The following is a 22,605-nucleotide window of genomic DNA, read 5'->3' as shown; positions in this document are numbered from 1 at the left end:
CCGCCGCGGAAGACGGCGGGTCCTCAGGACGTCACGCGACCGGGCCGCCCTTCTCTTTCGCGTACCGGGTCACCGCCTCCTGATAGGCCTGGTCGGGGTCGAGGTGGCGGAGTTCTTCGGCGATCAGTTCGGCGGTCGGGCGCCGGTGCAGGGCGACCTGGCGGTCCGGCTGGTCGGGCCGGGACAGGGTCGCGACCCTGCCGTCCGGGCGGGTCACCGCGATCTGACCGGATTTGGTGAACAGCCGGACGGCGGTGATGTCGGGCCCGTAGCCGGAGCAGACCTCGCAGGGCACGGACAGGCGTGCCGAGAGCCAGCCGCCGAGCAGTTCCGCGCTCGGATCGTCGGCCTCGGCCTCGACCTCCGCGGCGGTGATGTCGGTGTCGGGCGGCCGGTCGAGGATGGAGGCCAGCAGTGACCGCCACGGTGTGATGCGCGTCCAGGTGAGGTCGGTGTCGCCGGGGGAGTACCCCGTTGCGAGCCTCTTGAGCGTGCCGAGCGGGTCCGTGCCGGCCGCCGCGTCGGTGACCCGGCGCTGCGCCATGGCGCCGAGCGGGTCGCCGCTCGGGCGTTCCGGTGGCGCGCCCGGCCACCAGATGACGACCGGCGTGTCCGGGACGAGCAGGGGCAGGACCACCGCGCCGGCGTGCTGGGCGACCTCGCCGTACAACCGCAGCAGCACCGTCTCGCCCGGGCCGGTCTCGCCCAGGCGTACCTCGGCGTCGAGCCGGGCCTCCTCCTCGACGGCGCGCGGGATGACGCCGAGGATGCGGGACGGGTGCTCCCGGGCCGCCTGGGTCGACGCGCGGACCGCGTCGTACTGGGCCGCCTCGGTCGTCACGATGATCAGGGTCAGGACCTTCCCGGTGGCCGCGCCGCCCATCCGGTGCCGGGTGGTGGTGAGCGCGGCCTGGATCTTGCGGGTCTCGGTGTTCGCAAGCTCGATGATCATCGGAGGAGTCGCCTCCCATCGCGGCGGTCCTGCTCTCGTGCCGGCCGTCCGAGGGCCCGGTGGCTTCGGCGATCACGCCCCGGTGCGGGGGATTTCGCCGAAATTTCATGGGTCCAATGGTGGGGCGGGCAACAAATCCCCTGGCCAGCGCGTATGTCCGGCGAGCCGGACGCTCGAGGCTCGTCGCTGTTACCGAAATGTTACATCTTGACTCTCTTGACTGGCGTGGGAAACGGGGCCACCTTCTCTCTGAGAGCGCTCTCAGTAAAGTTTCCCGCCGGTATCCGACGGCGTCCGGCGGGCCATCATCCCCGCCCTGACGCGGTACCGTCCGGGCCCGCCCCCGCCGGTCCCGCGTCTCATCTCCCTCCGCACGAAAGGGAGCCGTATGCACCCCACCCCCCGCTCGGCGGCGCGCCGCCACACGCCGCCGCGCGTCCTGGTCACCGTGTGCGCCGCGCTGGCGCTCCTCGCCGGCTGGCTCCTCGCGGCCACCCAGCGGCCCGCCACGGCGGCCGCCTGTGGTGGCGGCAACGTGGCGCTGAACCGCCCGGCGACCGCCTCGTCCACCGAGAACTCCGGCACCCCCGCCTCGGCCGCCGTGGACGGCAACACCGGCACGCGCTGGTCCAGCGCCTTCGGCGACCCGCAGTGGCTGCAGATCGACCTCGGATCGTCGCAGCAGATCTGCCAGGTGACGCTCACCTGGGAGGCGGCCTACGGGAAGGCGTTCCAGATCCAGGTGTCCGACGACCCCGCCGGCGGCTGGACCACCATCTACGGCACCACGACCGGCACCGGCGGCACCCAGACGCTGAGCGTCAGCGGCACCGGACGCTACATCCGGATGTACGGCACGGCCCGCGGTACCCAGTACGGCTACTCGCTGTGGGAGTTCGCCGTCTACGGCACCGGCGGCACGACCACGCCGCCGGACTCCTTCTGGGGCGACACGAGCGGCATCCCCGCCGCCAGGAACGTCCTGATGTTCAAGGTCTTGAACCGGACCAACGGCAAGTACCCCGACAGCCAGGTCTACTGGAGCTGGAACGGCCAGACGCACTCGATCGCCGAGCAGCCGTACATCGACATGCCCGCCAACTCGGCCGGCCGGATGTACTTCTACCTCGGCTCGCCGACCAGCCAGTACCGCGACTTCATCGAGTTCACCATCGGCCCGTCGGTGTTCAACGGCAACACCACGCGCGTCGACGGGTTCGGCCTCAAGCTGGCGCTGCGCCTGCACGCCAAGGACGGGTACGACACGCAGGTGGGCGAGGACCAGGCGACGTTCGCCGAGGACCGGGCGGCGACCTTCCAGCGGTTCCAGAACGAGGTGCCGACCGAGTTCAAGCACCTGGCCACGGTCCAGGCCCCCTACTACATCCCCGCGCCGGGCAGTGACGGCGCGTTCCGGGCCGGCGGCCAGTACGCGAACTACTTCACGAGCTACGCCCAGTCGGTCGGCGTGAACGAGAGCACCTCGAACATCACCGGCTGCGCGGGCTCACTGGCCAACGACGCCGGCATGTGCGCGGCGCTGAACCGCCACGTCGCGCAGCTGCCCCAGTCGCAGTGGTCCGACCCGTCCCAGTACTACAAGGCGGCTCCCGCCAACTACTACGCCAAGTTCTGGCACGACCACGCCATCGGCCACCTGGCCTACGGCTTCCCCTACGACGACTACGCCGGCCAGTCCTCGTTCATCTCCCACGGCGACCCGCAGTACCTGCTCGTCGCCGTCGGCTGGTGAGCCCCGTGGCCTAGGCCGACTCCCGGACGACCAGCTCGGTGGGCAGGGTGACGACCGGCTCGATCTCCGCCCCGTCCACCAGCTTCAGCAACTGGCGCGCCATCCGGCGGCCGATCTCGGTGATCGGCTGCCGGACGGTCGTCAACGGGGGGTCGGTGTCCCGCGCGAGGTCGATGTCGTCGAAGCCGATCACCGCGACGTCGTCCGGCACCCGCCGGCCCGCCCGCCGCAACGTCCGGAGGGCGCCGTCGGCCATCAGATCCGACGCGGCGAAGACCGCGTCGAGCTCCGGTTCGGCCGCCAGCAGCCGCCACATCGCCTCGGCGCCGGAGCCGGACGTGAAGTCGCCGACCTCGATGACGGGCCGCCGCCCCTCCTCGCGCAGGGCCTCCCGGTAGCCGGCCAGCCGGTCGATCCCCGCGACCATGTCCGGCGGGCCGGCGATCGTGGCGATCCGGCGCCGCCCCGAGCCGAGCAGGCGGCGTACGGCGGTGACCGCGCCGCCGAGGTTGTCGACGCCGACGTGCGGGACGGACACGGGACCGAGCGGGCGTTCGTTGCACACGACCGGGATGCCGATCCGGGTCAGCACCTCCGGCAGCGGATCGGCGCCGTGCAGGGAGGAGAGCATCACGCCGTCGACGTGGCGGGCGGCCACCGAGCGTTCGATCCGGTCGTGGCTCGCGGCCGATCCGGCCAGCATGAGCACCAGCTGTTTGTCGGCGGCCTCCAGCTCCTGGCCGACCCCCTGCACGAGACCGGCGAAGAACCGGTCGGCGGAGAAGACGCGCGTCGTCGGCTCGGGCACCACGAGCGCGAACAGATCCGTGCGCCGGGTGACGAGGGTCCGCGCCGCGTGGTTGGGAACGTAGCCCAGCTCCTCGATGGCCCGTCGCACCGACTCCTCGCTCGCCCGCGTGACGGACAGGCCGTTGACCACGCGGGACACCGTCGCCCGTGACACACCCGCCCGGGCCGCGACGCTCTCGAGCGTCGGCCGCTCGCCCCCTGGCCGCCCCATACGGAGATCCCCTCTCTGCGGACGCGGCGTGCGGCCGGCCGCCGGCGCCGGCACACGCGACGTGGTCATCGTCGTGACCCCCGGTGACGGCCGTCAACCCACGGTCCATCCGCGCGAGCATCTCCAGATTTTTCACTCTTCTGATGGAAAGATGCGAAGATCTGTTGAGATATTGCGTCTGCCGGTCGTGAGAGTTACCGTCCCCTCAACGCGCTCAACCCCCGCCCCGCCCCGCCCCCCGTCACGGTCCTCGATCCGGCTCGCCCCGCCCGCCGACGTACCCGGGGCGGCCTTCGCACCGGCTCCCGCACCCGCGTGCGTACGCGGCGATCTCGGGGATCGTGACCTCCCGGGGCCTCACCGAGAGTGAGCAGTACATGTCCGATCAGCACGCGAGACGCCGAACCCGCCTCGGCGCTCTCCTCAGCTGCCTGCTCGTCGCCGCCGGTCTCGTCCTGCTGCCGGCCGGGCCCGCCGGCGCGGCCACGAGCGGCGGTGTCGGCGCGACACTGCCGTACGTCGAGGTCCAGGCGGAGAACGCCACGACCAACGGCACGGTCATCGGCCCCAGCGCCGCCTACAACACGCTGCCCGCCGAGGCCTCCTACCGCAAGGCCGTGACCCTGCAGGGCAGCGGCAGGTACGTCGAGTTCACCACCCCGGTCGCCACGAACTCGATCGTGTTCCGCTACAGCATCCCGGACAGCTCGAACGGCTCGGTCTACACGGCCCCGCTGTCCTTCTACGTCAACGGTTCCAAGCAGAGCGACTTCACGCTGACCAACGCGTACAGCTGGTACTACGGCGGCTACCCGTTCACGAACACTCCGGGGAGCAACCCGCACCACTTCTACGACGAGGCCCACCGTCTCCTCTCGGCGACCTACCCGGCGGGCACGAAGTTCCGGCTGCAGGTCGACGCGGGGGACACCGCCTCCTCCTACACGATCGACTTCGCCGACTTCGAGAACGTCGCGGGCGCCCTGACGCAGCCGTCCGGCTCGGTATCGGTGACCGGCAAGGGCGCCGACCCGAGCGGCAACGCGGACTCCACCGCGGCGTTCAACGCGGCGATCTCCGCGGCCGGCGCCGGCGGCACCGTCTGGATCCCCGAGGGCACCTTCAAGATCCCGGGTCACCTGGTCCTGAACAACGTCACGATCAAGGGCGCCGGGATGTGGCGCTCCACGATCGTGGGCGCGGCCCCCGGCTTCTACGGCGGCTGGGCGCCGAACGGCGGCTCGAACGTCCACCTCGCGGACTTCGCCATCTTCGGCGACGTCCAGGAGCGCAATGACGGAGCCCAGGTCAACGGCATCGGCGGCGCGCTCAGCAACTCCACCGTCGACCGTATCTGGATCGAGCACGAGAAGGTCGGCGCCTGGATGGACGGGCCCATGACGGGTCTCGTCTTCAGCGGCATGCGGATCCGGAACACGACGGCGGACGGCATCAACTTCCACAACGGCGTCACCGCCTCGAAGGTCACGAACAGCGACCTGCGCAACCTCGGGGACGACGGCCTGGCGACCTGGTCGGAGACCAACGCCGACGCGAACGACTCCTTCGACCACGACACCGTGCAGTACCCGATCCTCGCAAACGGCATCGCCATCTACGGCGGCCACGACAACACCGTCGCCGACAACCGGGTCGTCGACGCCGGTCTCACCCAGGGCGGCGGAATCCACGTCGCGCAGCGCTTCAACTCGACGCCGCTGGGCCGTACCGACGTGCTGCGCAGCACGATCATCCGCTCGGGCAGCCTCGACCCGAACTGGAACTTCGGCGTCGGCGCGCTCTGGTTCGACGCGCGGGACGCGGCGATGAGCGGCCAGGTCAACGTCGACGACATCCTGATCCAGCAGAGCCCGTTCGAGGCGATCCAGTTCGTCTCGGGGTCCAGCATCACCAACGTCTCCATCGACAACGCGCGGATCCAGAACACCGGCACCTGGGTCGTGCAGGAACAGGTCGGCGGCTCGGCGAAGATCACCAACAGCACCGCCACCGGAACGCAGGCACCCGCCCCCGTCTACACCTGCGGCGTCGGGTTCACGCTGACCGATGGCGGCGGCAACTCCGGCGTCTTCGGCTCGACGGCCTGCCAGAACATCACGAATCCCACCTTCCCGCCGTACCTGCCGGACAACGGCTCGCTGATCTCGGTCAGCCCGACCGCCCTCGGCTTCGGCAGTGTGGCGACCGGCTCGACGAGTGCCGCGCAGACCGTGACCGTCTCCAACAGCGGCACCGCCGCCGCCCCGGTCGGCTCGATCACCGCGAGCGGCGACTTCGCCCAGACCAACACCTGCGGCGGTTCGATCGCCGCCGGCGCGTCGTGCACGGTCAGCGTGAGGTTCAGCCCGACCGCGACCGGCTCGCGCACCGGGAACCTGAGCGTCACGGCGTCCGGGATCACCGACACCGTCCCGCTGTCCGGCACGGGCGTCGCGCCCGGACCGATCCTCAGCCCGAACCCGGCGAGCCTGAGCTTCCCCGGCACGCTCGTCGGTCAGCCGTCGGCGGCGCAGACGGTCACGGTCACCAACACGGGCACGACGCCGGCCACCGTGTCCGGCGTCAGCGCGAGCGGCGACTTCGGCCAGACCAACACCTGCGCGACCCTGGCGGTCGGCGCGTCCTGCACCGTGACGGTGAAGTTCACTCCGTCCGCGTCCGGCACCCGCACGGGCAGCGTCACGATCACCAGCAACGCCAACAACAGCCCGACGACGATCGCCCTGACCGGCGGTGGCATCGGCACCGACACCAACCTCGCCCGCGGCCGGACCGCAACGGCGAGCAGTGAGGTGAACGGCACGCAGACCGCCTCCACCGCGACGGACGGCGACGCGAACACCTACTGGGAGAGCGCGAACGGCTCGTGGCCGCAGTGGCTGCAGGTCGACCTCGGCGCCGTGTACAGCATCGGGAAGGTGACGCTGCGGCTGCCGCCATCCTCCGCCTGGGGCACCCGCACGCAGACCCTGTCGGTGCGGACCAGCACGAACGGCTCGACCTTCGGCACCGCCGTCGGCTCGGCGACGTACACGTTCACCTCACCGGCGAACGTGGTGAACATCCCGGTGCCGGCCACCGGTGCGCGGTACGTCCGCGTCGACGTCACCGCCAACTCCGGCTGGAACGCCGCGCAGGCCTCCGAGTTCGAGGTCTACCCGAGCGGGGGTTCGTCCGGCGGGGGCTCCGCGGCCCTCAGCGCCAGTCCGGCGTCGCTGAGCTTCGGCGGCCAGGCGATCGGCACGACCAGCGCGGCGAAGACCGTGACGATCAGCAACACCGGCTCCGCGGCGGCCACCCTGTCGTCCATCGTGGCCACCGGCGACTACTCGATGACGAACACCTGCGGCAGCTCGCTGCAGGCCGGCGCGTCCTGCACCGCGGCCGTGAGCTTCCGGCCGACGGCGTCCGGCACCCGTACCGGAACGCTGACCGTCAACAGCGACGCGGCGGGCGGCCCGGCCACCGTCGCGCTGACCGGCACGGGCACGGGCGGCACGCCCGTCGACCTGGCCGCCGGCAAACCGACCGGCGAGTCCAGCCACACCGACGTCTACCCGTCGGCCAACGTCACCGACAACGACCGGAACACCTACTGGGAGAGCGCGAACAACGCCTTCCCGCAGTGGGTCCAGGTCGACCTCGGCTCCGCGCAGAGCGCGAGCCGGATCGTCCTGCAGCTCCCGGCGTCCTGGGGCGCGCGCACCCAGACGCTGTCCGTCCTCGGCAGTACGAACGGGAGCGACTTCACCATCCTGAAGTCGTCCGCCGCCTACACCTTCGATCCCGCGAGCGGCAACACGGTGACCATCCCGATCACCGCGACCACCCAGCGGTACTTCCGGGTCACCATCACCGCGAACACCGGCTGGCCGGCCGGGCAGATCTCCGGTCTCCAGGTCTGGAACGGCTGACCCGACGAGCCGGTCCATCGAGTGCTCGGACCCGGTCGACGGCACCTCTCCGCGAGCAGCGGCTTGGCGCAGAGAGGTGTCGTTGACCGTACCGCCCGTTCCTCTCAGGGACGGACCGGTTCGATCACACCGAACCACCGCTCCACGGCCGCCCGGAGCTCTTCCGTTTCCGCGGCATCCGGTCGGGGTGACGCGGATGCCCAGGCCACATAGCAGTCCGGTCGAAGGAGCAGGGCGGTGGGCGCCGAGGGCTGAGGGCGCGCGGTGACGATATCGGCCTGGTCGTGCCGCAGGCCGAGCGTCTCCGCCAGGGATGCGTCTTCGGTCAGGTCGAGCAGCAGGGGACGTGCGGCTCTGGTCAGCTCGGCGAGCCGAACCGGCCCGGTCGGCGTGTGCACCTCCAGGTCCGGGGCGAACCGGCCGATCAGCGGGTGCGCCTCGCGTTCGCCCATGTCGTAGTGGACGTCGGCGCCTGCGATGAGTTCGGCGAGGCGCTGCACGGTGCTCCGGTCGCGGAGCAGTTCGGCGAACAACTCGCGCAGTCCGGTGACGTCGTCACCGGGGGCTATCAGGGCCGACTGTGCCTGCGCGTTCACTATCATGCGGTGGGCGGCCGGTCGCCGCTCCGTCTCGTAGCTGTTCAGCAGCCCGGGCGGGGCGCCACCGCGGATCACGAGGGCGAGTTTCCAGCCGAGATTGACCGCATCCTGCAGGCCGAGGTTGAGCCCGGGTCCTCCCCCCGTGGCGGCGTACACATGGGCGGCATCACCGATCAGGAACACTCGGCCGTCGGAGAACCGTTCGGCGACTCGGGTGTTACCGCCCGTAAGCCGGCGCAGCACGTGCGGCCCTTCGCCATCGGGCGGGCCGAGTGGCACGTCGACGCCCAGCACGCGGCGGATGCCGTCCCGCAACTCGTCAAGGCTCATCGGAGCGTCGGTCCCGGGCCGGTCCCACTCTGTGGCGCTGACCAACGGCGGGTGGCCGGGTATCGGCGCGTAGGAGAACCCGCCGCGCTCGGTGCGGTGGGGCAGGAACGGCAGAACAGCGCCGTGGCCGGGCACGTTCAGCGCACCGGTCGCGGGATCGACCCAGTCGGCCGGGACCGTCGCGTGCGCTGTGCGGACGGTCATTCGGTCATAGGTGATGCCGGGGAATCCGATGCCGCAGAGTTTCCGCGTGGTGCTGTGTGCTCCATCCGCGCCGACGAGGTACCGAGCGCGTAGATCGTATGCTCCGCCCGGACCTGCGACGTCGATCGTGACCGCGTCGTCGTCCTGCGACAGGCCGACGACCTCGTGTCCCCGTCGGATCTCCACGCCCAGCTCGACGGCGCGCTCCTGCAGGACCTGCACCAGGCGTCGCTGCGGCACCGGCAGGGCGTAGACGGGGCTGTCCTCCAGCAGGCTCAGATCCAGGCTCATCGCACCGAACATGAAGTACCCGGAGTTCGGTTGCGGCGGTTCCGGACTGCCGTTGAGACGTTCGTACAGCCCCCGGTGGTCGAGCATCTTCACGACCTGGCCGAGAAATCCGTTGGCCTTCGGTTCCTCACTTGGCTCCGGTAGCCGCTCCAGCACCACCGGCCGGACCCCTGCCAGGCTCAGTTCGCAGGCCAGCATCAGTCCGTTCGGGCCGCCGCCGGCGATGACGACATCTGTGATCACGTGTTCTCCTCGTTCGCCTTGTGTGTGGATCTTACGGTACACGCCGTACCCTAAACTTTGCGAGACGGTGCTGGCTTTCGCGGTGAAAAGGTACGATAAGTACTCTGCTTTGGAGAGTCGGTGCAACGGGTGCCGGTGTCGCCGTCGGTGGCGGCCGGATGCTCAAGGCCCAGATCGCCCTCACCGCCACCCGGCCGACGAAGCCCACGTGACGGGCGGCGAGGCTGGGTAGCATGCCACCATGCCGCCCACCCGCCAGGACACCGAGCTGAAGCTGCAGCCGCTGACGCACCCGTCGCGGTCGCTGGCCGAGCAGGTGATCTCGGAGGTGCGGCGGGCGGTGCACACGGGCGTGATGGTCCCGGGCCGCCTCTACTCGGTCTACCAGGTGGCCGAGCAGCTCAACGTGTCCCGCAGCCCGGTGCGTGAGGCGCTGCTGCGGCTCGCGGACGCGGGCCTGGTGCAGGTCGAGCGCAACCGGGGCTTCCGCGTCGTGTTGCCGCACCCGAGGGAGATCGTCGAGATCTTCGGCGTGCGGCTGGCGCTGGAGCTCCCCGCCGTACGGCGCGTGGCCGACGAGGAGTCCACCGAGCTGGGCGAGGCTCTGCGGGAGACCATGGAGCAGATGGCGGCGGCGGTCGAGGCCGGCGATGAGACGCTCTTCTTCCACCTGGACCAGGCCCTGCACGACCACATCCTGGTCGCGGCGGGCAACGGCCGGGCGCGGACGATCGTCGGCGGCCTGCGTGACACCATGCGCATCCTCGGCACGTCGACCGACGACCGGTCCCGCACCCTCCGGCAGGTGCACGAGGAGCACGAGCCGATCGTGGCCGCGGTCGCCGCCGCGGACGCCGAGGGCGCCGTACGGGCGATGCGGGCGCACCTGACCAACACCGGCCTGATCCTGGCGAGGCAGGCCGCGCGGGCCCAGGGCGAGCCGGTCGACGTGGACGCCCTGTGGGCGTCCATCGTCGCCGAGGGTTAGGTCCTAGCGGGCCGCGGGCAGGGTGATCTCCCGGCCGAGGCCGAGCTCGTCGCGCACGCGGGCCAGCGACGCGGCGCGGATCGAGGCGTACAGCTCGTACGGGTCGTGCAGCGTTCGGCCGAGCACCCCGGCCAGGGCCTCGGGGCCGAACTCCGCGCCGGCGCGGGTGACGTCCTTGGATCCGTCGGAGGTCAGGTTCGACTGGAAGATCCCGGCGGCGGAGCGGGGCAGGAAGTCCTCGTAGACGATCGGCCGCGCCGTGACCCGGCCCTCCGCCAGGAGCGCGGCGAGGTCGGCGGGGGGAGCGGACGCGGGCCGCGTGCCCGTGCCGTGGCCGGTGGTGTGGAAGGTGAAGTAGGCGAGGTCGCCGGTCACGAGTTCGGCCTCGGTGGACGGCACCCGGCCCTCCCAGAGCCCGGCCGCGACGGTGTTGCGCTCCTCGGCGGTGACCCGCTGCCCGGCGAGCGCGGCGTCCAGTTCCGCGGTCAGTTCGTCGTACAGCGCGCGGCCCGCCGGTGTCACGGCGATGCCGCGGGCCTCGACCTCGCCGAACCGTACGCGCAGGTCGTCCTCCACGACGCGGCCGTCGTCCTCCCGGAAGACCCGGGGCTCGGCCAGTGCGCGGAAGGAGGTCTGGCGCAGCAGCAGGTCGGGACCGTTCCAGCGCGGCGGCCCCTGGATGGCGTCGATCATGGCGATGCCGCGCTCGCTCATCCGCGTGTAGAGGGCGTCGATGTCGAGGACGCGCGGGGTCAGGTGGTTGACGTGCGTGCTCGGCACCCCGCCGATGTCGGCGGCGACCGAGGAGATCCGCTCCAGTTCGGTGTACCAGCTGCGGGAGACCGGCTCGCGGGACAGCTCGAACGCCCGCGTCGCGAGGGTGAGGAACTCCTCGGCCGCCTGGTCGTCCAGGCCGCCCTCGGCCTCGGCCCGGTCGGCCAGCTCCAGCAGCCGCGGCGGGAACAGCCGGCGCGCGCCGAGGAACTCGCCGAGCCTGCGCTCCAGGTCCTCGTCGAAGAACCGCCGGTCGCCCGCCACCAGCATCGAGGTGAAGACCCGGAAGGGGTTGGCGGCCAGCTCCGCCTCGTCGACGGGGCGGAAGGCCGTAGAGACGACCGGCACCGAACTGCTCGCGGCCTCGCGCAGGTCGTAGTAGCCGACGGGGTACATGCCCATCGCGCCGAAGATCCGGGCGACCTGCGCCATCTCGGCGGGCGTGCCGACGCGGATCGCGCCGTGTCGCTCGGCGGTGACACGGTCGATGGAACCGAGCCGTTCGGCGTCGGCGCCCATCCGCTCCAGCACCTCGCGGTTGACCTCCTGCGCGACGTCGACCAGCGTGTTGTACGCGGGCACCTCCGTGCCGTACATCGCTGACAGCCGTCGGGCGAAAGCCGCCCGGAGTGCGGTCGAGTCGACCATCTGCCCCTCTCCTTGCTGCCGATTCGTCGCTTGTGTCACGGAAGGGTACGGAAAATGTGGGCGGAGCGCCAGGGGTCGCATGTAACATGCTACTCATGGACCGGGCTGCCGACCTCGCCAACGACCTGCGCCGACGCGGAGTCACCGACCTGCTCACCGACTCGATGTCGCGGTCGTTGTTCTCCTCCGACGCCTCCCTGTACCGTGTGCCGCCGCTCCTCGTGGCGCGGCCCCGGTCCGCCGACGACGTGGCCACCGCGGTCGAGCTGTGCGCGCGCCACGAGATCCCGCTCACCGCGCGCGGCGCCGGCACGTCCGTCGCCGGCAACGCGGTCGGCCCCGGCCTCGTCCTCGACTTCAGCCGCCACATGCGGAAGGTCCTGAGCGTCGACCCCGGGACCCGGACCGCCGTGGTCCAGCCCGGCGTCGTCCAGGCCGAACTGCAGCGGGCGGCGGCCCCGCACGGGCTCAGGTTCGGCCCCGATCCCTCCACGCACACGCGCTGCACGATCGGCGGCATGATCGGGAACAACGCGTGCGGGTCCCGGACCCTCGGCTATGGCCGTACCAGCGACAACGTGGCCGGCCTCAAGGCCGTCACCGGCAACGGCACCGCGCTGGACCTGACGTCCCCGCTGGGCGCGCCGGCGTCCGGCGGCCCCGCCGAGGTGACCGCGCTGCACGAGCTCGCCGCCGCGAACCTCGCCACGATCAGGACGGAGTTCGCCCGGTTCGGCCGCCAGGTGTCCGGATACGCGCTGGAGCACCTGCTGCCGGAACGCCGGTTCGACGTCGTCCGCCTGCTGGTCGGCAGCGAGGGCACCCTCGCGGTGCTGACCGAGGCGACCGTGAACCTGGTCACCGACCCGGCACACCGGGTCCTCATCGTGCTCGGCTACGAGGACATCGCCGCGGCGGGGGACGCCGCGCCCGCCCTGCTGGAGCACCTGCCCACCGCCTGCGAGGGCATCGACGCGCGCATCGTCGACGTCGTGCGCACGCGGAAGGGCCCGGACGCGGTGCCGCCGCTGCCGAGCGGGGCCGCGTGGCTGTTCGTCGAGGTCGCCGGGGAGGACGAGACCGAGGTCCTCGACCGGGCCCGGCGGGTCGCCGCCGGCTGCGAGGACGCGCTGATCGTCACCGACCCGGCGCGGGCGGCGTCGCTGTGGCGCATCCGCGAGGACGGCGCGGGCCTGGCCGGCCGCAGCCCCGCCGGGCTGCCCGCCCACGGCGGCTGGGAGGACGCCGCCGTGCCCCCGGCGATGCTGGGCCGCTACCTGCGCGACTTCGAGGCGCTGATGGGCGAGTTCGACGTGACCGGCCTGCCGTACGGGCACTTCGGCGACGGCTGCCTGCACATCCGCATCGACTGGCCGCTGGACCGCCCCGGCGGGCCGGAGCGGTTCCGCGGCTTCCTGGAGTCCGCGGCCACGCTGGTCGCCGGGTACGGCGGCTCGCTGTCCGGCGAGCACGGCGACGGCCGGGCCCGCAGCGAGCTGCTGCCGCGGATGTACTCCGAGTCGGCGATCGGCCTGTTCGAGCAGGTCAAGGGCATCTTCGACCCGAATGACGTGCTCAACCCCGGCGTGCTGGTGCGGCCCCGGCCGGTCGACGCCGACCTGCGGGTCCCGGCCGCCCGGCCGGTGCGGAAGAACCTCGCGCTGGCGTACCGCCACGACGGCGGCGACTTCAATCAGTCGGTGCACCGCTGCACCGGCGTGGGCAAGTGCCGCGCCGACAACACCGCGTCCGGCGGCGTGATGTGCCCGTCCTACCTCGCGACCCGCGAGGAGAAGGACTCGACCCGAGGGCGGGCCCGCGTCCTGCAGGAGATGGTGAACGGCTCCCTCGTCTCCGGCGGGTGGCGCTCGCCCGAGGTCCACGAGGCCCTCGACCTGTGCCTGTCCTGCAAGGGCTGCGCGTCGGACTGCCCGACCGGTATCGACATGGCCGCGTACAAGTCCGAGGTGCTCCACCAGAGCTACCGCGGGCGGCTGCGCCCGGCCGCGCACTACTCGCTGGGCCGGCTGCCGCTGTGGGCACGGCTCGCCGGCCGCATGCCGCGCCTCGTCAACGCGGCCCTGCGGGTGCCGGGGCTACGGCGGGCGGCGCTGGCGGTCGCCGGCGTGGACCGGCGGCGGAACCTTCCGGAGTTCGCGCCGCGGACGTTCCGCGAGTGGTTCGAGCGGACCCGCGACGAGCGCCCGGCGGAGGGCCGGCCGGTCATGCTCTTCGTCGACACCTTCACCGACCACTTCGCGCCCGAGGTCGGCCGGGCGACGGTGGCGGTGCTGGAGGCCGCGGGCTACCGCCCGCAGATCAGCGAGAACCGCCAGTGCTGCGCGCTGACCTGGATCTCCACCGGCCAGCTCGACGCCGCCAAGAAGATCCTCGGCCGTACGGTCGCCGAGCTCGCCGAGGCCACGGAGGCGGGCGTCCCGATCGTGGGCATGGAGCCGTCCTGCACCGCCGTCCTGCGCTCGGACGCGCTGGAGCTGCTGGACGAGGAGGTCGCGGCGCCGGTCGCCGAGCGGACCCGCACGCTCGCCGAGCTGCTCGCCGACACCCCGGACTGGCGGCCGCCGTCGTTCGACGGCACGACCGTGGTGGCCCAGCCGCACTGCCACCACCACGCCGTCATGGGCTGGGGCAAGGACGCCGAGATGCTCAAGGAGGCGGGCGCGGACGTCCGGCGACTGGGCGGCTGCTGCGGCCTGGCGGGCAACTTCGGCGTGGAGAAGGGGCACTACGATGTGTCCGTCGCCATCGCCGAGCACCAGCTGCTGCCCGCGCTGCGCGACGCGGACGCGGAGACCGTCGTCCTCGCCGACGGGTTCTCCTGCCGCACCCAGATCGCCGACCTGTCGCCCCGCCAGGGCGTCCACCTGGCCCAGTTCCTCGCCGAGCGCCTCGACCCGTGACCCGCGAATGCTCAACCCGGTTCACCTGAGGACACTGACCGCCGTCGTGGACGCCGGGTCGTTCGCCGACGCGGCGCGGCGGCTCGGCTACACCGCCTCGGCGGTCTCCCAGCAGGTCGCGGCGCTGGAGCGCGCGGTGCGGATGCCGCTGTTCGAGCGCGGCGCCCAGGCGATCAGGCCCACCCCGGCGGCGCTCTACCTCGTACGGCGCGCCGCCGACGCGCTGTCCGCGCTGGACGCCCTCGAAGAGGACGCCCGCGGCATGGCGGAGGGGCGGATCGGGCGGCTCCGGCTCGGCAGCTTCCCCACGGCCAGCCAGCGGCTCTTGCCCATCGGCCTGGCCTCCTACGCCCGTGCGTACCCGTCGGTGGAGATCCTCCTCGACGAGGGCGAACCGGACGAGCTGATCCCGCTCGTCCGGGCCGGGGAGCTCGACCTGGCGCTCGTCTACCGGTACGACCTGGTGCCCCGGGCCTGGCCGGGCGACCTGGAGGAGACCCCGCTGCTGGCGGAGGAGCTGCTGCTCCTGCTCCCCGAACGCCACCCGCTCGCCATCGCCGGGCCGGTCGCGCTCGGCGACCTGGCACACGAGACGTGGGTGGCCGCCCGCGAGGGCACCGCCGGGGCGTCCTGCCTGCGCCGGCTCTGCGCCGAGGCGGGCTTCGAACCCCAGCTGGACTACCGCAGCAACGACTACGGCGTGATCCACGGCTTCGTGCGGTCGGGCCTCGGCGTCGCGCGCGTGCCGGCCCTCGCGCACCTGCCCGGCGAGGGCGTCGTCGCGACCCGGCTCGACGGCGTGACCGCCCGCAGGCACGTCCTCGCCGCGCACCGCCCGGCCGCCGGGAACCCGGCGGTGACCGGCGCGGTGGACACCCTGCGCCAGGCCGCGGCCCGGCTCGCGGGCGACCTGCCCGGCGCCGTCGCCGCAGCGTGATCGGCGCAGCGTGAGCTGCGTGAGCAGCATAAGAAGTTCTTCGGCCATGCCCAGAGATGGCGGGGCTCGGCCGCTTCCTCCGGTGACGCGCACTCCCCGATGCTGGACCCACCGAGCGAACCGAGAGGTGGGCAGCGCTGTCGTGAGCGATGACGTCTTCGCACTCATGGACGAGTGGGGACCCGAGAAGGTCGTCTGTGTGTCCGACCGCCGGACCGGGATGCGGGGTGTCCTCGTCCTGGACAACACCGCGCGCGGCATGGGCAAGGGCGGCACCCGGATGAGCCCCGGCGTGACCGTCGGGCAGATCGCGCGGCTCGCCCGCACGATGACCTGGAAATGGGCCGCCGTCGACCTGTTCCACGGCGGCGCCAAGGCCGGGATCGTCGCCGATCCCGCCGCGCCGGACAAGGAGGAGATCCTCCGCGCGTTCGCCCGGGCGCTGGCGAACGAGGTGCCGAGGGAGTACGTGTTCGGCCTCGACATGGGCTTGACCGAGAACGACGCCGCGATCCTGCTCGACGAGCTCGGCGACCGCGGCGCGGCCGTCGGCCTGCCCGGCGCCCTCGGCGGCTTCCCGTACGACCAGCTCGGCGTCACCGGGTACGGCGTCGCCGAGGCGGCCGACGCGGCCGCCGCCGAGCTCGGCCTGGAGCTGCGCGGCGCCCGCGTCGCCGTCCAGGGACTCGGCGCGGTGGGCCGGGCCGCCGTCCGCAGGCTGGCCGAGCTCGGCGCCGTCATCGTGGCCGCGTCCACGGTGACGGGCTGCGCGCACGACCCCGACGGCCTCGACGTGGACCGGCTCCTGGCGCTCAGCGCGGAGCTCGGCGACGACTGCGTCCGTGAGTACGGCCCGCCGGCGCCGCCCGAGCGTGCCCTGTCGGTGGAGACCGACATCCTCGTGCCCGCCGCCCGCGAGGACGTCATCGACGCCGGCGTCGCCGCAGCGACCACCGCGAAGCTGGTGGTCGAGGGCGCGAACCTCCCGGCGACCCCCGACGCCCGCGCGATCCTCCACAAGCGGGGAGTCGCGGTGGTGCCCGACTTCATCGCCAACGCCGGCGGCATCGTCGCCGCCGCGCACTCGATGGACGCCCGCTACTCGCCGTTCCAGGTGGACCCCGGCGACGTCTTCTCCATGATCTCCACCAAGCTGCGCGCCAACGCGGTGGCCGTGCTCCAGGAGTCGCGCCGCGCCGAGACCACCCCCCACGAGGCGGCGTACGCGCTGGCCCAGAGCCGCGTCCGCGAGGCCATGGTCCTGCGCCGGCGCGTGCCCGAGCACGTCTGAGAGGAATCCTCGATGAGTCGTCAGCTGCCCGCCCGCGCGTCGGCGGTCATCATCGGTGGCGGTTGCGTGGGCGTCGCCGCGGCGTACGAGCTGGCCGCGGCGGGCGTGCCCGACGTGGTCCTGATCGACCAGGGGCCGCTCGGCTCCGGTTCGACCTCCAAGGCCGCCGGGGGAGTGCGCGCGCAGTTCTCCGACCGCGTCAACATCGAGCTCGCCATCCGCAGCCTGCAGACGTTCGAGACGTTCGCCGAGCGGTTCGGGCAGGAGATCGACCTGCACCGTCCCGGGTACCTCTTCCTGCTCGACACGCCCGAGGCCGTCGCGGAGTTCGAGCGGAACGTCGCCGTCCAGAACGACCTCGGCGTGCCCAGCCGGATCATCACCCCGCGTGAGGCGGCGGAGCTGTCCCCGCTGATCGACACCGACGGGCTGCTCGCCGCGGCGTACTCGCCCACCGACGGCCACTGCACGCCCGAGTCCGTGGTCCTCGGCTACGCGGGCGCGGCCCGCCGGCACGGCGCGACGCTGCTCCCGAACTGTGCCGCGACCGGCGTCGAGACGGCCGGCGGCCGCATCGTCGCGGTGGAGACCGAGGGCGGCCGCATCGAGACCGACACCGTGATCTGCGCGGCCGGCGCCTGGTCGCGGGAGGTCGGCGCATGGGCCGGCGTCGACCTGCCGGTCACCCCGCTGCGCCGGCAGATCCTGGTCACCGAGCCGATCCCCGACCTGCCGCCGACGGCGTTCACGATCGACTTCGCCACCTCGTTCTACTTCCACCGGGAAGGCCGCGGACTCCTGATCGGCATGTCCGACCCCGAGGAGACGCCCGGTTTCAAGCTGGACCGGTCCGACGCCTGGCTGCCCCGCCTGGGCGAGGCCATGGCCCGCCGCGCGCCCGGCCTGCTGGACGTCGGGTTCGGCACCGGCTGGGCCGGCCTGTACGAGGTGACGCCCGACCACAACGCGCTGATCGGGACCGCGGAGGGCGTCGACCGGTTCATCTACGCCACCGGCTTCTCCGGCCACGGCTTCCTGATGAGCCCGGCCGTCGGGGAGGTCGTCCGCGACCTCTACCTCGGCCGTACGCCGTTCGTCGACGTCAGCGGCTTCAACGCCCGCCGTTTCGACCTGGCCGGGGCACGCCCCGAGCTGAATATCGTCTGAGATGACCGACTACCCGAGGGAGAACCCTGATGGTGACCACGCTGCCCGGCGCCGACGAGCTGGCCGCGCTGGCGCGAGAGACCGCGAAGCGCTGCGGTGTGGACGTGGACGCGCTCGGCACCGGAGTGACGACCACCTCGCCGGTCAACGGTGAGCGCCTGGCCGCCGTCCGGTGGGTCGACGCCGGCGCCGTCGACGACGCCGTCGCACGGGCCCGGGAGGCGTTCCTCGCCTGGCGCCGGGTCCCCGCGCCGGTCCGGGGCGCGCTGGTCAAGCGGTTCGGCCGGCTGCTCACCGAGCACAAGGAGGACCTCGCCACCCTGATCAGCCTCGAGGTCGGGAAGATCACCTCCGAGGCGCTCGGCGAGGTCCAGGAGATGATCGACATCTGCGACTACGCGCTCGGCCTGTCCCGCCAGCTGTACGGGCGCACGATCGGCTCCGAGCGGCCGGGCCACCGGCTCATGGAGACCTGGCACCCGCTCGGCGTCGTCGGCGTGATCAGCGCGTTCAACTTCCCGGCGGCGGTCTGGTCCTGGAACACCGCGATCGCCCTCGTCTGCGGCGACCCGGTCATCTGGAAGCCGTCCGAGCTCGCCCCGCTCACCGCCCTGGCGTGCGCGGCGATCCTGGACCGCGCCGCGGCCGAGGAGGGGGCTCCGGAGAACCTGAGCCAGGTCCTCATCGGCGGCCCCGAGGTCGGCGAGGCCCTCGTCGACCACCCGGGGATCGCCCTGGTCAGCGCGACCGGCTCGACCCGCATGGGCCGCGCGGTCGGCCCGCGCGTCGCGGCGCGCTTCGGCCGCTCCCTGCTCGAACTCGGCGGCAACAACGCGGCCGTCGTCTGCCCGTCGGCCGACCTGGACCTCACCGTGCGCGGCATCGTGTTCTCCGCCGCCGGCACCGCGGGCCAGCGCTGCACGACCATGCGCCGCGTCATCGCCCACACCGACATCGTCGGCGAGCTCGTCCGCCGCCTCGCCGACGCGTACGGCCGGCTCCCGATCGGCAACCCGCTCACGGCCGGCACCCTGGTCGGGCCGCTCATCGGCGAGCGCGCGTACGAGGCGATGCGCGGCGCGCTGGACGCGGCCGTCGCCCAGGGCGGCACGCTGGTGGCCGGCGGCGGGCGCCGGTTCGAGGACCAGGCGCCGGGCGCGTACTACGCCGAGCCCGCGCTCGTACGAATGCCGGAGCAGACCGAGATCGTCACCCAGGAGACGTTCGCCCCGATCCTGTACGTCATGCCGTACGAGAGCCTGGAGGAGGCGATCGCGCTCAACAACGCGGTTCCCCAAGGCCTGTCGTCCAGCATCTTCACCCGGGACCAGGCCGAGGCGGAGCTGTTCGTCTCACCCGAGGGCTCCGACTGCGGCATCGTCAACGTCAACATCGGCACGTCCGGGGCCGAGATCGGCGGCGCCTTCGGCGGCGAGAAGGAGACCGGCGGCGGCCGCGAGTCCGGCTCCGACGCCTGGCGCGGCTACATGCGCCGCGCCACGAACACCATCAACTACTCCGGCGAGCTCCCCTTGGCCCAGGGCGTCGAGTTCACCGTCTGACGAGCTCGTCCGGCCCGCCGCGACCCGGCGGGCCGGACCACGGCCGCACCATGACCACGCCGGCGGCACGGATGGGGCGGGTCTCAGGGGGACGGGGCGACGCTGTCGCGTTCCAGGAAGCGGGCGGGGACGACGGTGCGGCGGCCGCGAGGGTCGGTGTCCGGGGCGGCGTTCCGGCCGATCTGGGCGAACAGCTGCTCGGCGGCGGCGCGGCCCATCTCGTACGACGGCTGGACCACCACCGAGATGCGGGGGCGGACCAGGGTGGTCCACTCCAGGTCGTCGAAGCCGAGCAGTGAGATGTCGCCGGGGATGGCGATGCCCCGCTCGGAGAGCAGGGAGAACGCGCTCTTGGTCATGTAGCTGTCGGCGGTGAACAGCGCGGTCGGCGGGTCCTCGAGTTCGAGCATCGTCTGCACGGCGTGCATGCGGCGCTTCGGCTCGTCGTGCGGGACGAGGGCGATGAGGTCGCGGTCGGGGTGGAGGCCCGCCGCGGACAGCGCCCGCAGGTAGCCCCGTACCCGGTCGTGGGAGGGCCGGGACGGGCCGGCGACGCTGGCCCGTACCTTGCCGATCCGCAGCGCGGGCGGCTCCTCGGGCTGGACCGAGCCGAGGAAGGCGACGCGGCGGTGGCCGAGGCCGATGAGGTGGTCGATCGCGGCGGCCGTCGCGGCCTCGTTGTCGGCGACGACGCTGTCGATGCCGCTGTCGCTGAGCTGCCGGTCGAGGGAGACGACGGGGACTCCGGCGCGGGTGACGGCGTCGATGTGGCCGTGCTCGCGCACCGAGACGGGCGTGATGATGATGCCGTCGACCTTGTGCGACAGCAGGACCTTCGTGGCCTGCCGTTCCTGGCTCCCCCGGTCGTCGGTGTTCATGACGATGACCTGGGAGCCCTCGCGCAGCGCCACGTCGCAGATGCCGCGCATGGCGGCGGAGAAGAAGGCGTCGGAGATGTCGGCGCAGACGAAGCCGATGACGTCGGACTTGCCGCTGCGCATCGTCCGGGCGATGCGGTCCGGCTCGTAGCCGAGTTCGCGGACCGCCTGATTCACCCGCTCGATGACCTCCTGGCTGGAGTAGCCGTACCCGCCGAGCACGCGGGAGGCGGTCGCCCGTGAGACGCCGGCGCGTTTCGCGACGTCGTTGATGTTGGGCCGCGACCGCTTGGGGCGTTCCCGGGATCCGGGTTCAGTCGCCACGTTGAGTTCCTTCTGTGTCGTGCGGAGGCGGCGTGCTCACAGGTCGACCCGGGTGCCGATGCCGTTCGCGCGGGCGGCGGCGTACGCGCGCCACGCCAGCACGGCGTCCTGAACCCCCAGGCCGTTGCTGTGGAACACTACAGTTTCCGCTTCGCCGGCGCGTCCCGGATGATCACCGCGCAGCACCTCGGCGAGCGGGCGCACCGCCTCCTCCTTCAGCACGCCCGCCCGTACGGCCGCCAGGACCGGCCCGGTCGAGCGCAGGGCCTGCCCGGGCAGGTCAGTGAAGGTCAGGTCGGCCTTCGCGGAGCAGGCGACGTCGATCTCGCACCGGTCGGGGGCGTACGAGCCCATCGTCAGGACGGTCGTACCCGCGCCGAGCCATGGTCCCTCGACCACCGGCGTACGGCTGAGGGTGCAGGCGGCGATCGTACGGCTGCGTTCGCACAGGTCCCGGGGCGAGGCCGCGACCTCGACCGGGAGGTCCGCCAGGCGCGGGTCGAGGTGTGCCCGGCCGAGGGTGCGCAGGCGGGGGCTCCACATCAGGAACCGGTCGACCGGGAGCAGCGCGTGCGCCAGGAGGGCGAACTCGGTGGCCTGCGCGCCGGCGCCCAGCACGCCGACGGTGTGCGGCCGGGATATGGAGAGGGCCCGCGCCGCCGCGACCAGGCCGCCCGCGGTGCGCAGCGCGGTGATCGTCGTGCCGTTCAGCACGGCGACGGTCCGGCCGGAGTCCGGGTCGTGCAGGGTCACGGTCGCGTGCACGGCCGGCAGCCCCCGCTCCCCGTTGCGGGGGTGCTGTGTGCCGGTCTTGAAGACGACGCCAGTCTCCCCGTCGGCGGCGGCGCTGTGCACGAACGCCATGCCGTCCGGCGCGAACGTCGTGTAGTGCGTCTGCGCGGACCGTACGCGGTCGTTCTCGGCGGCGAGGACGAAGGCGCGGTCCTGGGAGTCCACCACGTCGGCGGCGCCGACGGCGGCCCGGATCTGCGCGTCCGACAGGATCAGGGTCTCCACGTCAGAGCACCCGGGCCAGGAACGAGCGGGTGCGCTCGTGCTCGGGGGCGCCGAATATGTGTCCTGGCGGGCCGGCCTCCACGACGCAGCCGCCGTCCATGAAGACCACGTGGTCGGCGACGTCGCGGGCGAAGCCCATCTCGTGGGTGACCACGACCATCGTCATCCCCTCGTCCGCGAGGTCCCGCATGACGGCGAGCACGTCACCGACGAGTTCGGGGTCGAGCGCGGAGGTGGGCTCGTCGAACAGCATGAGCTTCGGCCGCATGGCCAGGGAACGGGCGATCGCGACGCGCTGCTGCTGCCCGCCCGACAGCGAGTCGGGGTACGCCTCGGCCTTGTCGGCCAGGCCGACCTTGGACAGCAGCTCCATCGCCCGCTCGCGCGCGGTCGCCCGGCCCACGCCGCCCACGACGACCGGGCCCTCGATGACGTTCTCGATGACCCGGCGGTGCGGGAACAGGTGGAAGCCCTGGAAGACCATGCCCATCTGACGGCGCTGCACCGCGAGCTGGGACGAGGTCATCTCGCGGAGCGTGTCGCCCTTCCATCGGTAGCCCATCGGCTGCCCGTCGAGGTAGACGTGCCCGCTGTCGGGGACTTCGAGGCGGTTGACGCAGCGCAGCAGCGTGCTCTTGCCGGAACCGGACGGGCCGATGACGCACTGGACCTGGCCGGCGTGGACGTCCAGCGACACGTCGCGGAGCACGTGGTTCGTGCCGAACGCCTTGTTGACCTTCTCGACGCGCAGGAGAGGGACCATGACCGGC

15 protein-coding genes are annotated in these 22,605 nt (G+C 72.5%); 8 read left to right on the top strand and 7 right to left on the bottom strand.

Features of this window, described 5'->3' with window-relative positions; translation table 11 throughout:
• Window positions 1-31 precede the first annotated feature (31 nt).
• Entirely contained in the window at window positions 32-952 is a 921-nt protein-coding gene (gene opcA, locus NE235_RS31160) for a glucose-6-phosphate dehydrogenase assembly protein OpcA (RefSeq protein WP_252809274.1), read from the bottom strand.
• A 388-nt stretch (window positions 953-1,340) separates the two neighbouring features.
• Here opcA and NE235_RS31155 point away from each other — a divergent pair, with 388 nt between their 5' ends.
• Window positions 1,341-2,705 carry a beta-1,3-glucanase family protein gene (locus NE235_RS31155; RefSeq protein WP_252809272.1) on the top strand — a complete coding sequence of 455 codons (1,365 nt, stop codon included), beginning with the start codon at window positions 1,341-1,343 and terminating at the stop codon, window positions 2,703-2,705.
• Between the two features lie 10 nt (window positions 2,706-2,715).
• Here the strand turns inward: NE235_RS31155 and NE235_RS31150 are convergent, their stop codons facing one another.
• Window positions 2,716-3,726, bottom strand: a complete 1,011-nt coding sequence (locus NE235_RS31150; protein ID WP_252809270.1) for a LacI family DNA-binding transcriptional regulator — start codon at window positions 3,724-3,726, stop codon at window positions 2,716-2,718.
• Between the two features lie 377 nt (window positions 3,727-4,103).
• Here NE235_RS31150 and NE235_RS31145 point away from each other — a divergent pair, with 377 nt between their 5' ends.
• Window positions 4,104-7,661 (top strand): choice-of-anchor D domain-containing protein, encoded by a 3,558-nt coding sequence (locus NE235_RS31145; RefSeq protein WP_252809269.1) that lies wholly within the window; start codon window positions 4,104-4,106, stop codon window positions 7,659-7,661.
• Between the two features lie 104 nt (window positions 7,662-7,765).
• Here the strand turns inward: NE235_RS31145 and NE235_RS31140 are convergent, their stop codons facing one another.
• Window positions 7,766-9,454 carry an FAD-dependent oxidoreductase gene (locus tag NE235_RS31140; protein WP_252809268.1) on the bottom strand — a complete coding sequence of 563 codons (1,689 nt, stop codon included), beginning with the start codon at window positions 9,452-9,454 and terminating at the stop codon, window positions 7,766-7,768.
• 115 nt (window positions 9,455-9,569) lie between these two features.
• Here NE235_RS31140 and NE235_RS31135 point away from each other — a divergent pair, with 115 nt between their 5' ends.
• Window positions 9,570-10,316 (top strand): GntR family transcriptional regulator, encoded by a 747-nt coding sequence (locus tag NE235_RS31135; RefSeq protein WP_252809266.1) that lies wholly within the window; start codon window positions 9,570-9,572, stop codon window positions 10,314-10,316.
• A gap of 3 nt (window positions 10,317-10,319) precedes the next feature.
• Here the strand turns inward: NE235_RS31135 and hglS are convergent, their stop codons facing one another.
• Window positions 10,320-11,738: a 2-oxoadipate dioxygenase/decarboxylase gene (gene hglS / locus NE235_RS31130; protein ID WP_252809265.1), complete on the bottom strand. Its 1,419-nt coding sequence runs from the start codon at window positions 11,736-11,738 to the stop codon at window positions 10,320-10,322.
• Between the two features lie 95 nt (window positions 11,739-11,833).
• Between hglS and NE235_RS31125 the strand changes: the two genes are divergently transcribed.
• From NE235_RS31125 to amaB, 5 genes are all read left to right on the top strand, one after another.
• The gene (locus NE235_RS31125) at window positions 11,834-14,659 is read left to right on the top strand and encodes an FAD-binding and (Fe-S)-binding domain-containing protein (protein ID WP_252809263.1); all 2,826 of its coding nucleotides are present in this window, start codon (window positions 11,834-11,836) and stop codon (window positions 14,657-14,659) included.
• 7 nt (window positions 14,660-14,666) lie between these two features.
• Entirely contained in the window at window positions 14,667-15,596 is a 930-nt protein-coding gene (locus NE235_RS31120) for a LysR family transcriptional regulator (protein WP_252809260.1), read from the top strand.
• 142 nt (window positions 15,597-15,738) lie between these two features.
• Window positions 15,739-16,887, top strand: a complete 1,149-nt coding sequence (locus tag NE235_RS31115; protein ID WP_252809258.1) for a Glu/Leu/Phe/Val family dehydrogenase — start codon at window positions 15,739-15,741, stop codon at window positions 16,885-16,887.
• Between the two features lie 12 nt (window positions 16,888-16,899).
• A complete protein-coding gene (locus NE235_RS31110; protein ID WP_252809256.1) occupies window positions 16,900-18,054 on the top strand; it encodes an NAD(P)/FAD-dependent oxidoreductase in 1,155 nt (384 codons plus the stop codon).
• A gap of 29 nt (window positions 18,055-18,083) precedes the next feature.
• Window positions 18,084-19,616 carry an L-piperidine-6-carboxylate dehydrogenase gene (gene amaB, locus NE235_RS31105; protein ID WP_252809254.1) on the top strand — a complete coding sequence of 511 codons (1,533 nt, stop codon included), beginning with the start codon at window positions 18,084-18,086 and terminating at the stop codon, window positions 19,614-19,616.
• Between the two features lie 83 nt (window positions 19,617-19,699).
• Here the strand turns inward: amaB and NE235_RS31100 are convergent, their stop codons facing one another.
• From NE235_RS31100 to NE235_RS31090, 3 genes are read right to left on the bottom strand one after another with little or no spacing between them, the layout of a single operon-like run.
• Complete coding sequence (locus tag NE235_RS31100) at window positions 19,700-20,818, bottom strand: LacI family DNA-binding transcriptional regulator (RefSeq protein ID WP_252809251.1); 1,119 nt, start codon at window positions 20,816-20,818, stop codon at window positions 19,700-19,702.
• Window positions 20,819-20,854: 36 nt separating this feature from the next.
• Complete coding sequence (locus NE235_RS31095) at window positions 20,855-21,835, bottom strand: ornithine cyclodeaminase family protein (protein ID WP_252809249.1); 981 nt, start codon at window positions 21,833-21,835, stop codon at window positions 20,855-20,857.
• Window position 21,836: 1 nt separating this feature from the next.
• Entirely contained in the window at window positions 21,837-22,598 is a 762-nt protein-coding gene (locus NE235_RS31090) for an amino acid ABC transporter ATP-binding protein (protein ID WP_252809248.1), read from the bottom strand.
• Window positions 22,599-22,605 lie beyond the last annotated feature (7 nt).

The sequence above is a fragment of the Actinoallomurus spadix genome, assembly GCF_024055725.1.
Taxonomy (GTDB): Bacteria; Actinomycetota; Actinomycetes; order Streptosporangiales; family Streptosporangiaceae; genus Actinoallomurus; species Actinoallomurus spadix.
This window is presented reverse-complemented; position numbering and strand designations above follow the sequence as displayed.